Origin of the sequence: Psychrobacter sp., assembly GCF_030454045.1 — a bacterium.
Lineage (GTDB): Bacteria > Pseudomonadota > Gammaproteobacteria > Pseudomonadales > Moraxellaceae > Psychrobacter.
This window is the reverse complement of record NZ_JAKDJE010000079.1, coordinates 1-12,987: the sequence shown is the minus strand read 5'-3', so window position 1 is coordinate 12,987 and position 12,987 is coordinate 1. Positions and strand designations below refer to the sequence as shown.

At 43.0% G+C, this 12,987-nt stretch carries 14 protein-coding genes; 7 read left to right on the top strand and 7 right to left on the bottom strand.

Going from position 1 to position 12,987, the window contains the following annotated elements; all coding sequences use genetic code 11:
• Nucleotides 1-155: 155 nt before the first annotated feature.
• The gene (locus L0G63_RS11845; protein ID WP_301450842.1) at nucleotides 156-1,616 is read left to right on the top strand and encodes a diguanylate cyclase; all 1,461 of its coding nucleotides are present in this window, start codon (nucleotides 156-158) and stop codon (nucleotides 1,614-1,616) included.
• Nucleotides 1,617-1,644: 28 nt separating this feature from the next.
• On the opposite strand, the gene truD is transcribed toward L0G63_RS11845, so the two are convergent.
• The gene (gene truD, locus L0G63_RS11840; protein WP_301450841.1) at nucleotides 1,645-2,928 is read right to left on the bottom strand and encodes a tRNA pseudouridine(13) synthase TruD; all 1,284 of its coding nucleotides are present in this window, start codon (nucleotides 2,926-2,928) and stop codon (nucleotides 1,645-1,647) included.
• 284 nt (nucleotides 2,929-3,212) lie between these two features.
• On the opposite strand from truD, the gene L0G63_RS11835 reads away from it, so the two are divergent.
• Nucleotides 3,213-4,859, top strand: coding sequence for an FAD-dependent oxidoreductase (locus L0G63_RS11835; protein ID WP_301450840.1), 1,647 nt, complete (start codon nucleotides 3,213-3,215; stop codon nucleotides 4,857-4,859).
• 85 nt (nucleotides 4,860-4,944) lie between these two features.
• On the top strand, nucleotides 4,945-5,556 hold the full coding sequence (locus tag L0G63_RS11830) for a GNAT family N-acetyltransferase (RefSeq protein ID WP_075106867.1): 612 nt from the start codon (nucleotides 4,945-4,947) through the stop codon (nucleotides 5,554-5,556).
• Nucleotides 5,557-5,559: 3 nt separating this feature from the next.
• Here L0G63_RS11830 and L0G63_RS11825 read toward each other — a convergent pair whose 3' ends face one another.
• The 3 genes from L0G63_RS11825 to L0G63_RS11815 all read right to left on the bottom strand — a co-directional run bounded on the left by L0G63_RS11825 (nucleotide 5,560) and on the right by L0G63_RS11815 (nucleotide 6,879).
• Nucleotides 5,560-5,781, bottom strand: coding sequence for a hypothetical protein (locus L0G63_RS11825; protein WP_301450839.1), 222 nt, complete (start codon nucleotides 5,779-5,781; stop codon nucleotides 5,560-5,562).
• A 254-nt stretch (nucleotides 5,782-6,035) separates the two neighbouring features.
• Nucleotides 6,036-6,599: a transposase gene (locus L0G63_RS11820; RefSeq protein ID WP_301450838.1), complete on the bottom strand. Its 564-nt coding sequence runs from the start codon at nucleotides 6,597-6,599 to the stop codon at nucleotides 6,036-6,038.
• The gene (locus tag L0G63_RS11815) at nucleotides 6,574-6,879 is read right to left on the bottom strand and encodes an IS630 transposase-related protein (protein WP_071002123.1); all 306 of its coding nucleotides are present in this window, start codon (nucleotides 6,877-6,879) and stop codon (nucleotides 6,574-6,576) included. Before L0G63_RS11815 ends, L0G63_RS11820 begins: the two co-directional genes overlap by 26 nt.
• 68 nt (nucleotides 6,880-6,947) lie before the next feature.
• Here L0G63_RS11815 and L0G63_RS11810 point away from each other — a divergent pair, with 68 nt between their 5' ends.
• Together L0G63_RS11810 and L0G63_RS11805 are read left to right on the top strand one after the other, a co-directional pair.
• Nucleotides 6,948-7,880, top strand: a complete 933-nt coding sequence (locus L0G63_RS11810; protein ID WP_301450837.1) for a hypothetical protein — start codon at nucleotides 6,948-6,950, stop codon at nucleotides 7,878-7,880.
• A 24-nt stretch (nucleotides 7,881-7,904) separates the two neighbouring features.
• The gene (locus L0G63_RS11805; protein ID WP_301450836.1) at nucleotides 7,905-8,276 is read left to right on the top strand and encodes a hypothetical protein; all 372 of its coding nucleotides are present in this window, start codon (nucleotides 7,905-7,907) and stop codon (nucleotides 8,274-8,276) included.
• Between the two features lie 178 nt (nucleotides 8,277-8,454).
• Here the strand turns inward: L0G63_RS11805 and gorA are convergent, their stop codons facing one another.
• The 3 genes from gorA to L0G63_RS11790 form a co-directional block, all read right to left on the bottom strand.
• Complete coding sequence (gene gorA, locus L0G63_RS11800) at nucleotides 8,455-9,810, bottom strand: glutathione-disulfide reductase (protein ID WP_301450835.1); 1,356 nt, start codon at nucleotides 9,808-9,810, stop codon at nucleotides 8,455-8,457.
• Nucleotides 9,811-9,986: 176 nt separating this feature from the next.
• Nucleotides 9,987-10,439, bottom strand: a complete 453-nt coding sequence (locus L0G63_RS11795; RefSeq protein WP_068037441.1) for a threonine/serine exporter family protein — start codon at nucleotides 10,437-10,439, stop codon at nucleotides 9,987-9,989.
• Nucleotides 10,440-11,228 carry a threonine/serine exporter ThrE family protein gene (locus tag L0G63_RS11790; protein WP_025645975.1) on the bottom strand — a complete coding sequence of 263 codons (789 nt, stop codon included), beginning with the start codon at nucleotides 11,226-11,228 and terminating at the stop codon, nucleotides 10,440-10,442.
• A gap of 117 nt (nucleotides 11,229-11,345) precedes the next feature.
• On the opposite strand from L0G63_RS11790, the gene L0G63_RS11785 reads away from it, so the two are divergent.
• Entirely contained in the window at nucleotides 11,346-11,627 is a 282-nt protein-coding gene (locus L0G63_RS11785) for a DUF503 domain-containing protein (protein ID WP_301450834.1), read from the top strand.
• A 266-nt stretch (nucleotides 11,628-11,893) separates the two neighbouring features.
• Nucleotides 11,894-12,862, top strand: coding sequence for a P63C domain-containing protein (locus L0G63_RS11780; protein ID WP_277077790.1), 969 nt, complete (start codon nucleotides 11,894-11,896; stop codon nucleotides 12,860-12,862).
• Nucleotides 12,863-12,987 lie beyond the last annotated feature (125 nt).

The following is a 12,987-nucleotide window of genomic DNA, read 5'->3' as shown; positions in this document are numbered from 1 at the left end:
GGTAACCCGCCTCTTCAGTTTGATTTGCTTATTTCAAGTTGAGAGTGGGGTATATTTAGAAAAGTTTATAAAAGGTATGACGCCCTTTAACTCGATTAACTTTATCACAATGCCTGTAAAGTCAGTGCATTTATATTTTCTGCGGTAGCCCATCTATGGCTGTGTCGGTCTCTCATCTTGGATACAAAAAACTCTCTCAAATGATTTTTGAGTGGCAAGCGGCTGACAGAACGTCATTGATGGCGTTATTTATTGTCATGGAAATATCCTTGCATTGGCTGTGGTGTCTGTTTGTTTGGTGGCGACAAGATGCGCTCCATGCCTATGTCAATATGCACTATCTGTACCCACTATGGATGGGGATCAGCATAATGGGTCTGTTTTTCTTGTGCATGGTCAAATATTTGCCGCATTCTGGCAACAGCAGAAGTGTGCTGGACAAATGGCAGATCGCATTAGTGCTGACCTATACGTTCTATATTGCCACCGTCATCGTGGTGATAGGTTATAGCAGCTTGTTTGCTGGAGTATCCTTGGTTGGCGGCGCTATGCTTGGCATGATGCTCATCAAACGCCGCTATGCTTGGCGCATGTTTTGGCTACAAATCATACTCATGTTACTGGCTATTACCTTGCCATATTTTGGAATTAACTTGCCCAATCTGCGTCAGTTGACGGTGATCCATCCACTATTAGACACTCATAATTATCTCAACTATAACGAGATTATGGTGACTGAAAACGCCATCGCCGCGTCAGCATTCGAAAACAATGTATTGAGTTGGGATAGTATCACTGAGATACAGCGTTCCTCAGCCTTTTTTTGGCGCTCAACCCACTTGTATTTAGCGCTCCCAAAAGCGATTTTTATCGTTTATATATTTCGTGCTTTGCTATTGGTTTTGGATGATAGTCGGCAAGAAACCTTACGACATGCCAATCAAGATGAGCTTACTCAATTAAAAAACCGTCGCTACGGTCTAAAAAAAATGAAGTATGCGTTGTCAACGGTACAAGACAATCAGGATTTGAGCGTGATGCTCTTTGATTTGGATTGGTTTAAGCACATCAACGATAACTATGGCCACGATGTGGGGGATCAAGTGTTGATCGAAATATCGCAGACGCTATTGCAGTCGTTATCAGATGAAACCATCATTAGCCGTTACGGTGGTGAGGAGTTTCTGGTTGTGCTACCAGATACGTCGCACGATAGTGCAATGGTGATTGCGGAGCAATTACGGCTTAGTATTGCTGAGCATATCATCAATGTCGGTGATGTGTTTGATTTTAGCGTGACAGCGAGCTTTGGTCTGTATACCTTGACCCATCAAGAAAGAGCTTGCATTGCCAAAAACTATAAATCTATTTTGGCAAAAAAAGCCCAGTCTCAATCAAGTGCATCACCTCTTATCAAGCCGATTGCTACTCAGCGCGCTGAGAGCCAAGTGGCCTTTATGCAAAAACTGCCAAGCGACATCTGTCAGCGCTTAATCAGTACAGCGGACAAAGCCCTATATGAAGCCAAGCACCGTGGACGCAATCAAGTCGTCAGTGCAAATGAGATGTTTGCCAAAAAACACGGCGGGGTGCATTCACTCTACAAAAACCGCTAGCTGCCCCTCTGCGCTATCAATAACTCAATCATGAATCCATCTGCTGAACCAAACTTGCTAGCACGCTAGTGGCAAAGCTACCAGTGGTCAACGTAAAGCTCAATACCAATATCTGCTCATCCGACCACTCCCAGCTTAATTGCTCAATAGGCAGTCTTAACGGGCGTCTTTGTGCTTTGATATCACGCTGCTCTAACCCTGCCGCCAGCGTCATCAGTAAGGGGTTTTGCTTTACGACATTCTTTTCCAACGCGGCAGCACTGCCACTGACTTTGTCATTACCCGTACCCCAAAGCACAGCAGTTGGATGAATATCGCCGCTACTCATACGAGCGCGTAACGTATCGTCTATCTCCTCACTGGTAAATATCGATCCTGACCCATCCAAATTAAACACTTCACCTGCTAGGCCTGCGTCCCAGCTGCCATTACGAACTCGCGCGGCTAGTATCTCATTGAATATCAAGCTACGGGCTGCCGACAGTTCCATCGTATTTTGTTCGCGCGGCGCACTTTTGCGTTTGCTCTTTTTGGGTTGCGGCTTTGGCTCGCGCGTTGGACGGGCAAATAGCGCCAACGCTTCTCTGACATTATTGCCCTGACGGCCAAAACGCTGTGGGCCAAAGTAATTGGGTACACCTGTTTCATCGATGCGTGCTAAATGCTCCTCGACGCGTTGCTTAGCCGTCTGCTGAGTAGATAACGATTGCTCAGTTGATTCAGTGTTTTCATCATCATTCGTAAACTCAATATCACGCAAGGTAATGATAAATTGATTGGCACGGTGGGTACCGCGATTGAGCTTTTTATTATGCCAGTGCTGCGCCAGAATAACGACAGATTCATGCTCGCCAATATCTATCGGCACAAACTCCGTAGGCGGCAACTGCTTTTTGGGTATACGCAGGCTAAACCACTGGGTCGTCACCGCATGACGATCCTTCAGTCCTGAGTAACCGACATCACGTAGCGGTATGTCTGCCCACTCTGACAACAGTTTTGCCAGATACGCGGTGTTCATGCCTGATTTTTGGATATGGAGCCATAAATGCTCACCATCACCTGTCAACTCCAGCGGGAGTATTTCGTTGACCACAAAGTCGGTAGCATCCGCTTTATAAGTGGCTCGCTGTATCGGTTGAGGCTTTGGCTGCGGTAAATTTGTAGGGTCAGTGGCAGCAGTAATATCAATATGAGTGAGATCGAAACTGTCGGCAGCCTGATTATTTGTATCGCTATCTGTATCGCTGCCTAAGATGGACTGAGTAGCAGAGCTGTTTTCAATATCGCTAGAGGTAGCTTGAGAAGTCATAATATGGTCTTTTATTGTGTCTAATAATGAGAGAGGTCAGTTGTAGAGTTATCGATAAGAACTTTGGAGTAAAGGCTGGGTAATAAAACCCAAGCGATAAAATCTAAGAAATTACGTTTTGCAACGCAGCAAGCATACAAAAAAACATCGTATATGCTGCGCGCTTGCTACTATCAATGCATAAAACATCAAAAATAATAAGGTAGGTTGAATCGCTCTGAATGGTTAGGGCTATTTTCAGCATGCTGTCATCAGGAACTCATTATAACTGTTAAGGAAGCATTATGACCAAGGCGATGATCAACACAGTCACGATAACAAAATCGGATATTCCAAATGGCGGAATGAAATCGTACAAGCAAGACGACGATAGTATCATTTTAATCACTCGTGATGATGAGTTCCATGCATTCGATGGCAAATGCCCGCATGCTGGTGCAGATTTGGGTGATGGATTACGCTGCGGTCATCGAGTGGTTTGTCCTTGGCATCATGCGAGTTTTGATAGCCGCGATGGGTCGCTTCTAGAACCGATAGCGACAGAGGGTCTGACGCAGTATGAGGTTATCAATGAAGGTGACAATGTGACGGTTGATACCTCAGCTAAGATAAACAAGCCGATAGAAAACGACAAATTGACGGACACTCACACCATTATCGTAGGTGGCGGCGGTGCTGGGTTTATGACCGCCAACCAGTTGCGCCAAGGTGGCTATGGCGGCAAAATCACCATGATTAGCAAAGATGACAAAGCTCCTTATAACCGCCCATTATTATCGAAAGCATTTTTGGCAGGGAACATGGATGAAGATAAGCTGCTACTAGGCGGGGCAGATTGGGCGAGTAGCAACGATATTGATCTGCACCTGAATCAAACGGTCAGCGAAGTATTGCCCAATGAGGCGACCATTGTCATAGAAAATGAAAACGGCACTAGCACGCGCCAGACAGCGGACTTCTTAGTGGTGGCAACAGGGGCGTCGCCGATCACTCCGCCTATCAAAGGAGCAGATATAGACGGCGTCTATACCTTGCGTAGCATGGCAGATGCCAAATTGATCAAAGCGGCCAGTCATGACCAGCGCGTGGTGATTATCGGTACAGGTTTTATCGGTATGGAGACCGCTTCGGCATTGGCACAGGCAGGTACGACTGCTTCTATTACCGTGATTGGACAAGGCAGTCGCGTGATGGGCAATATCGTCTCAGAAACAGTGAGTAACGCCTTAATTAAGCTACATGAAGAGAAGGGCATTAACTTTGTGTTTGATGCAACCGTCAATGAAATCACTAAGATTGAGCGTCAAGTGGACAAGGATGGAGATAGCAATATTCAGGCTTTCTCAAATGTAGGCGGTGTGACGTTGGCGAATGGCGAGCATATTGATGCTGATATTGTGGTCTTAGGTACAGGTGTGTCCCCGCGCACAGAGATATTGCATGAGATCAATGATCCAGATGGTGTGCAAGTTGACGCTCATCTACAGCTGCGCGATGGTATCTATGCGCTCGGTGATATTGCCAAACCTACCAACCAAATGGGTCGTATGCGTATCGAACATTGGCGCGTTGCATTACAACACGGTATGGTCACAGCCGCTGCGATATTGAACGATGATAAGGTCGATTCTCTAGAAGCGCGTATCCCGTTCTTTTGGACCATGCAATATGGCAAAAGCCTACGCTATAGCGGTCATGCGCCAACGCCCGATCACAATATCCTATTTGGTACGCCAGATACGCTCGACTATATCGAATATTATTTTGATGACGAAGGCGCGGATACACGTGCGAGTGCTGCAAGTACGCTTGGACGCGATAAAGAGCTGGTTGCTTTCTCTGAACTATTACGTCGAGGTCATGCACCAACGCGCGCACAGCTTAATGCAGGGTTTGATATGGTTGATCAGGCGCATGCATTATCGCGCTAGTACTATAGACAGATAAGTATTAGTATTTAAGCTGGCTTAGGAAACTAGGCCAGTTTTTTTATAAATAAAAAAGGAACACTATAATATGAATAAAAGTAATTTGAGCAAAGATGCCGTATTTTTACGTCAGGCTGACGCGAGTGATATTGGTGCACTTGAGCGGTTATTAAACTGCTGCTATCGAGAGACAGCGGGCTGGACCAATGAGGCTGACTTAGTCGGCGGTATCCGTATCACGCCAGAGGAGCTGGCGAGTACGATTAATAATCCCACACACTATCTGTTTGTCTATCCAAAAACCACGACAGGTGAGCGTGATGCAAAAGAGACAGGTGAAATACTTGGTTGTATCGCTGTCGATATAAAAACTGATGCCAACTCAAACAAAAAAGCCTATATCGGTATGTTTGCGGTGCATCCTGAACTGCAAGGGCAGGGCGTTGGCAATATGGTACTACAGGCTGCCGAGACTTTTGCCACACGACATCTGTTATCAACTGAAAATGGCACTGATAAACAGCCTGCACGCTTAACCATGTCAATCTTGAGCCATCGCCCTGAGCTTTTGGCTTACTATCAGCGCCGTGGCTATCAGTTAAATGGTAATAAAATACCGTTTCCCAACGATGGTAATAATGGCGAGCCAAAACGTGAAGATTTAGAGTTATTAGAGTTAGAAAAAAGGGTCAGTGCATAGCCCCTATCTTGATGGCCCCCAAAAATGCCCAAAGGTCATAAATAGACCAATACTGAGTAAGATAAATGCCACAATAATTAAGCGCTTAAACCAATTAAAGGCGGCCAAGCGCGTGGCAGGGTCATCAGACATCAGATAAGCAAACAACAACAATAAACTCGCTGCCAACGTCATGATGCCAATACCAATCGGTAATATAAATAAATACACCTGCCACACAGTCATCTCTCAACAGTCATTATTACCTGCATCATAGCAGCATCAGGATTGTGCTGTCAGTATGCACCTTCCGTTAATTTTTTCCTCTGATTTTATTAAATCATAAAAGCTATCCATCATAAAATACATTTTTATTCTAAAATTAAGTTGGGTGTTTAGTTAAAATTATGTATAATTATGGTAACCAATTAATTCTTGCAATCACTAATATTTGCTTAGAATTGATAGCATATTTTTTATAAAAATTCAGGACTCTATAGTCACTGCACTACAAAAGAGTTATGTTTTGGATGAATATCATAAAACAATTTAGATAAGTCATTTTCCATCCAACCTTGGCGTAAAAACTTCACTTGAGCCCATTTTTTCTCGATGGGATTTAAGTCAGGACTATAAGGTGGTAAGAATAGAAGCCTGTGACCATGCCTGTTAAGCAACTTTTGAACGCGCTTATGAAAGGTCGCATTATCCATAACGATCACACATTTTTTCTTAAGCTTTGGTATCAGCGTGAACTTGCACCAGTGATAGAAAACCTCTTTATTGATGTTGGTCTTTAAGCAATCGAGTGCAAACAGCATTTTGCCATATAGCGCACCAATCACGTTGGTTCGCTCCTTGGCTTGCCAGTTGTAACTGCCAATGCAGGGGCTACCAATGGGTGCATAACCACAAGGACGCATCGTTTCACTTTCAAAGCCACTCTCGTCCATATAGACAATAGCAAAGCCTTGAGCAATGTAGTGGTTAAGTTTTTTTAGGTAGTGAGCCCTCTTTAGTGGACAAGCTTTGGGATGCTCAAGTGTCTTTTTTTTTGCTAACACCAATACGCTTTAAGGCTTTGCTGATGCCTGTTGGGCTACAATTAAAACGCTGTGCTCGCTCATAGTGATAATCGTCAGGGTGGTCTTTGACATCTTGAGCTAAGGCTTCATCCTCTATTTTGTAGGGCTTAATATATCGGGTGGTTTTACTATGAAGACGCTTTTTCCACTTCTGGATAGTCGTTGGACTGATATCATAGAAAACAGCAGCTTCGGCAAAGGTCATGCCCTCATCTAAGCTTTTTAAAACTTGTTTGCGGTAATCTAGGGAGTAAGTCATAGTTGTTTATAGTAGTAATCGTTTAGTTGATTTACTTTATAACATTTTTGTGGTCATCTGACTATATTATGAAAGTAAATAAACTAGCGTTAATTGCAATTTTACCTCTAATGTTAGGTATCGTAGCTTGTAACGAAACGTCAGTCAAAAATGAAGAAGTGTTAGAAAGTGAGAGCACTGAGCAACAAGTTGAAGAGTTATCAGTAGATAAACCTGTTGAGGATGTAGTTCTTGTTTCAAATACTAATAAATATTTTTCCGATGAAGAGTATTTAGTTGATGGAATAAGTTCAAGCGATTATAAAGACTTAAATACTTATGGGAGTGCTGTTGATTTCAATGTAATGTGGTTAAAATCATTTATGGTAAATAAAACTATAGAACAGTCTCCTGGAGATAATCTGGACGAATTTAAGCTTTTATCAATGTCTCCTGAGTATAGAGAGGAAACCGACGGTTTCAAAAAGAAAGACATAGCAAAAAGAATTTTACCTGAAATCGACGCTGAATTAGATAAGTATAATGGGGTACATAAAGTTAAATTGCCTATCATACCTCAGACCCAAGTTAACAGTTTTGACATGATACAAAATGATAAAGATCTAACTGCTTTTAAAGTGTCTGCTCCGAGTTTAAAAAACTATAATTTTGAAAGTAAGCAATTTCCTATGGATTCTTGTAACTTTAACATTTCTCATAATTATTTTGACATTGATGGAAAGAGTGACTTTTTTGGTGCGCCTATAGAAACAAAATCTTATGGAAAGTATGACTGCGGTTTAGATATCACAGATGAAACCTTAGCTAGAAAAATTGAGGAAGCCATAAATGATTCTAATATAGATTATAAAGGTGAGGTATATTACGAGCTTAGTTATACTAAAGGTGAATATAAGGTATATGCTGAGCCTATCTTAGCAAGAGTAAAGTATCTTAATAAAAGTACTGGAGAAGAGTTAGCAAGTAAAGAATTTAAATTCGATAAAAAACTTTTTCGATAATATCTGCTATTGGTCTATTTAAATATGATAAATAATTTAACGAAATTGGCTGCGATAGCATTGTTAACCCTACTATTTGCCGCCTGCTCTAATGCGCCATCTGACGACACGGTGGAACAATTGGTCGTCGCGCAATACGAGCAGGCCAATAGCATCATGGACGATGCAATGGTGCAAGCGGGCGATGATGAGATGGCAAAAGCTGTGAGCGGCATGATGGCAGGTATGATGCCAACGCTTGAGAGCGTAGACAATGTCAGCTGTGATACGACTGAGGGTGACAACACTTATCTGTGTACCGCTGATGTCACGCAAACCATCGGTGGCAATAGTCGTACTGATAGCGGCGCTTTTAAGGTCAGTGATGTCAATGGCGAATGGGTATTGACGCCATAGTGGCCATAGTGGTTGGTATGAGATAAAAACGATGAAAAAAAGGAGTGTCCAAGCGGCACTCCTTTTGTTATTTAACTCTATATGTTTACTCTTTATTGATCAGCTTCTACTGACAGCAATAACACTTGTTAACGCCTATAACGCTCATCTAGCGCCCATTAACGCTCGTTAACGCCCACTAACGCATTGTCACAAACTCTTCTGCACCGGTTGGATGAATAGCAACGGTATTATCAAAGTCTGCTTTGGTCGCGCCCATCTTCACTGCTACGGCAAACCCTTGCAGCATCTCATCGACACCGTAACCGATGCCATGTAGGCCAATGATTTTCTCCTCCTCACCTAAGCACACCAGCTTCATCACGCACTTTTGGCGATGCTGAGTCACGGCGCTATACATCGAGGTAAAGGTCGAGGTGTAGCACTTGATGTTGTCTTTGCCATGTAGCTCCAACGCGTCAATCTCTGACAAGCCAATCGTACCAATAGCAGGATGAGTAAAGATTACCGTTGGTACTAAATCATAAACCAAATGCTCGTCAGTCTTATCATTGAACAAGCGCTCTGACAATCTGCGACCTGCCGCGATAGCTACTGGCGTCAGATCAATGCTGTTTTCGATAATGTCACCAACTGAATAGATGCCCTCAACATTGGTATTCTGGAATTTATCAACTTTAATTTTACCATTGGCAGTCGTCTCGACTCCGGTCACTTTCAGGTTGATATTGTCAGTAGACGGCGCGCGGCCAATCGCCCAAATCAGACAATCAACCGTATCTAGCGTACCATCTTTGGTAAATAGCTCTAAGCTGCCATCTTCGTTTTTATTGACCTCAGTGAGCGTAGTGTTGGTGTGCAAATGAATACCGTCTTGCTCCATCTCTATGAGCAAGGTCTCAACGATAGTGTGATCAAACGAGCGTAGCGGCGAATGCTGACGCACGTATAGATGCACCTCAGCGCCTAAGCTGTTCAGCACGCCTGCGATTTCAACAGCAATATAGCCTGCGCCTGCGATAGCGACGCGTTTGGGCAAATGAGTCAATTCAAAGAAGCCATCAGAATCGATACCGTGCTCTGCGCCTGGGATATCAGGGAAAATAGGATGACCGCCCGTCGCAATCAAAATATGGTCAGCAGTGATTTGCTCGCCATTGACCTCAACCGTATTGGTATCGACGAATTTAGCAAAGCCTTTAATCACTTCCACGCCATTTTTGGCTAAGTTATTGTCATAAGAGCGATGGATATTCTCGATGTACTGCTGACGGCTTTGAATGAGTTTTTGAAAATCGAAATTCTTTAACTCAACCTCGAATCCGTAGTCTGGCGCGTACTTCTCAATCGCCTCGGCGACTTGCGCGCCGTACCACATCACCTTTTTGGGTACGCAGCCCCAATTGACGCAAGTGCCGCCTAATTCCTCCGCTTCGATAATCGCGCACTTTTTGCCATAGCTTGCTGCACGGTTAATGGAGGCAATACCGCCGCTACCGCCGCCAATGGAAATATAATCGTAATGCTTTGTCATTGTTATGTCTCTTCATTAAGTTTCGGTACAGTTTTGAACTCTATTGTAATGGGTATGGATAATCCATCTTACAAGTTTTTTATCATAAGGGTGTGCCAGCTAGCATCAGTTTATAAAAGTATTTAAACAAAATAGCCTAACACATGATAATCTCATTTAAACCCACTTAAACCTGCCTAGACTATGGCACGCCGTCTATAAAATAACAGCCCAGGAATGGATAAGCCCAGTACCAATCCTGAGGTCACAAACAAGGCTTCGAATAAATACACCATCATTTGGCTAAATAACTCGTCTGAAAAGCCAAAATAGCCTATCTGCACCATACTGACCATCGCCTTATAAGCGGCGATACCTGGCATCATACAGATGACACTTGGGGAGATTAACGCTTTGGGCGGTAGGGTATATTTTTTAGAAAAATACACGCCCAAAAAGCTGGCGAGCATCGCGCCAAAAAAGCTGGCCACCACCAGATGTATATGCTGATAGACCAGCGCCGTTTTTAACCCAAAGCCAAACGCCGTCATCAGCAGACACGGCAAAATATAGCGTTTGGGTACGCTAAACATTAGCGTCCAGCCAAGGGTAATGATGCAAGACAGCACAACGGTCTCAATAAACCACATCTAAAACCCCCAGTGCTGTATGCGTAGTAACACCAGCGCCATCACGATACCCACACAGGCGGACAAAGTGAGCATATAAGTAAACACCGCCCGCCCAACGCCAATATTGACATAGCCTTTTAAGATATCGGACAACGAGTTGATCAGCGGAAAGCTTGGAATCAGCAGCAACACGCTAGAGGCCACGGCGATATCGGCGTTATTGCCAATATCAAAGTAATAGGTCGTCGCCCCAATCAAAGAGGCGATAAAAGCCGTAGCAATAACGGTGATAAAAGGGTTAAAATGATGCTTGGACAAATAGATACGAGTAAACATCGCCACCATACCCGCGATAAATGTCACCGCCGTAATCGACCAACTGCCGCCATTCAAATAAGCAAACGCCGCACAAGAAGCGCCGACAAATATACTGACTAGCCATGTCGGATACACGGTTTTATCCAACTCATCAAACGCAAGGGTTGTGCGGTCAATCAAATCATTATTATTGATAGTGGCTTCGGTCTTATTGACGATTTGCTGGATTTGCACCAATAAATTGACATTGATGCTTTGGTTGATGGTGTCTCGGGTGGTGGTGATACAGCGCTCATTACAGATAGTCGTCAAAGTGATCGCATTAAAATTTAGCGAACACTCGACGCTACTCATTCCCAATGCAAATCCCAAACGCTTCGATAAGTCCACTACCACGGCAGACTCAGCGCCATACTGCATAAGGAGTAAGCCGCAGCGCACGCAGAGTCGAGTGATGCGTTGCTGCTGTACGTAGCTGATAGAAGTCATTGGAGGAATATGCATATTGGCTGCGATATCGATATGGATAGAGGTAAAGATAGCATAACTTGCCTTGCTTATTTGCTACTATTATAAAGCGTAAACCACTGTCACAAGGAGAATAAAATGCATATCGTCATTCTAATTTTGACCTTTTCTTTACCTGGCTGTAGCTCATTAAAAGAAAAACGCCAACGTATGGGCGGCCTGCACGCACGTTTTGGCAATACGCCAAGCGTCGCGGTATGTGAGAGCGGCGCGCGCGATCGGCATGACGCCAGCGAGTGGACGTTTGTGATCGTTGGATTATCCAAACGTGAGGTCGAGTCGCAATGCAGTCAGATCGAAGAAAAAATAGAACGCACGGTGGATGCAAGAGTGATGAATGTTGAGCGGGAGTTTGTTTAGGTGGGGTGTTTTTATACATTAACTCCGAAAAGTATCTAACTTGTAGGTTGGGTGGAGCAAGCTCGACCCAACCTACGACGGATTTAATGTCAACTTAGCTTAATATTGAATTGTTGGGTTTCCTTCGTCAAGCTGATCTACGAGCTGGTTCTTTGACGATTAATTACTTGTAATATAATAATACAAGTTATTAACTTAAAATTTAATTTTACAAGTAATCAACTTGTAGATATAATTAAATCTTATCCAACAGGGAGTTGAAAAGTATGGGACGCGAAAACAGTGGTAAAGCAACGGCTTCAAAAATGACAACATCAGAGCGTAAGGCTCGTGCTATGAAAGGAGTGGAAGCAAGAAAACATAGAGCTAGCTTACCTAAAGCAGGTTATGAAGGTGAGATAAAGATCGGAGATAACAGTTTAGATGTAGCAGTACTTGAAGGGGATGTACGTGTTATTAGACAAAATGCTGTTTTTGATGCGCTTGATAGACCTGGAAGAGGGAATGCAAGGTTAGTCAATATTCCTACTTTTATGGATGCCAAAAATCTTCAGCCCTTTGTATCTGATGACTTAAGGAAAGTAATTAAGAAGATTGAGTATGTCGATTTAAAAGGTAATATTCAAAGCGGTTATGATGCGAATATTCTTCCACTAGTTGCTGATCTTTATTTAAAAGCTAGAGAAGAGGAGAAACTACACCCGTCTCAAATAGGCACCGCTAAAAAAGCGGAAATGCTAGTGAGAGCATTATCGCAAGTAGGAATGACTAGTTTAGTTGATGAAGTTACAGGCTATCAGGAAGCTCGTAAAAAAGATGCACTTGCTAAGCTATTCGAAAAGTTCGTAGATAATGAGTTGCAAGCTTGGATTAAAACTTTTCCTGACGACTATTATAAAGAATTGTTTAGATTATACGACATGCCATATCCCCCTGAAAATGGGAAGGTAAAGCGTCCGGGATTTTTTGGACATGTGACTAATAAAGTTATATACAAAAAACTAGCGCCTGAAATTTTGCCAGAGCTAAAAAATAGAGCTAAAAAATTAGGTAATAAAGGGACTAGGTTACATCAGGTTTTGACTCCAGACAAAGGTCATCCAGAACTAATGCAATTAGTGTCATCTGTTACTACTATTATGAAACTATCTAAAACAAAAGAAGAGTTTTTTGAGACGGTCGATAAAATACATCCAGACTTTTCAGAGAACTATGATTTACTCTCAAACAACTAAATATTTTCATCGTTAATAAAAATATTGCAGATATTTTATGTTTAACCAAATGAAACTTAAACTCTAGACAAGAGACCATCCCGAATTCTGTGTAACTGCCGTTTAGATTAAATGCTTGCTGATAC

What these genes read in the sequence shown, in the direction of transcription:
- L0G63_RS11845 (WP_301450842.1), top strand. Translation starts at nt 156, where the DNA reads ATGGCTGTGTCGGTCTCTCATCTTGGATACAAAAAACTCTCTCAAATG.
- truD (WP_301450841.1), bottom strand. Translation starts at nt 2,928, where the DNA reads ATGACTTCTCAAGCTACCTCTAGCGATATTGAAAACAGCTCTGCTACT.
- L0G63_RS11835 (WP_301450840.1), top strand. Translation starts at nt 3,213, where the DNA reads ATGACCAAGGCGATGATCAACACAGTCACGATAACAAAATCGGATATT.
- L0G63_RS11830 (WP_075106867.1), top strand. Translation starts at nt 4,945, where the DNA reads ATGAATAAAAGTAATTTGAGCAAAGATGCCGTATTTTTACGTCAGGCT.
- L0G63_RS11825 (WP_301450839.1), bottom strand. Translation starts at nt 5,781, where the DNA reads ATGACTGTGTGGCAGGTGTATTTATTTATATTACCGATTGGTATTGGC.
- L0G63_RS11815 (WP_071002123.1), bottom strand. Translation starts at nt 6,879, where the DNA reads ATGACTTACTCCCTAGATTACCGCAAACAAGTTTTAAAAAGCTTAGAT.
- L0G63_RS11810 (WP_301450837.1), top strand. Translation starts at nt 6,948, where the DNA reads ATGAAAGTAAATAAACTAGCGTTAATTGCAATTTTACCTCTAATGTTA.
- L0G63_RS11805 (WP_301450836.1), top strand. Translation starts at nt 7,905, where the DNA reads ATGATAAATAATTTAACGAAATTGGCTGCGATAGCATTGTTAACCCTA.
- gorA (WP_301450835.1), bottom strand. Translation starts at nt 9,810, where the DNA reads ATGACAAAGCATTACGATTATATTTCCATTGGCGGCGGTAGCGGCGGT.
- L0G63_RS11795 (WP_068037441.1), bottom strand. Translation starts at nt 10,439, where the DNA reads ATGTGGTTTATTGAGACCGTTGTGCTGTCTTGCATCATTACCCTTGGC.
- L0G63_RS11790 (WP_025645975.1), bottom strand. Translation starts at nt 11,228, where the DNA reads ATGACTTCTATCAGCTACGTACAGCAGCAACGCATCACTCGACTCTGC.
- L0G63_RS11785 (WP_301450834.1), top strand. Translation starts at nt 11,346, where the DNA reads ATGCATATCGTCATTCTAATTTTGACCTTTTCTTTACCTGGCTGTAGC.
- L0G63_RS11780 (WP_277077790.1), top strand. Translation starts at nt 11,894, where the DNA reads ATGGGACGCGAAAACAGTGGTAAAGCAACGGCTTCAAAAATGACAACA.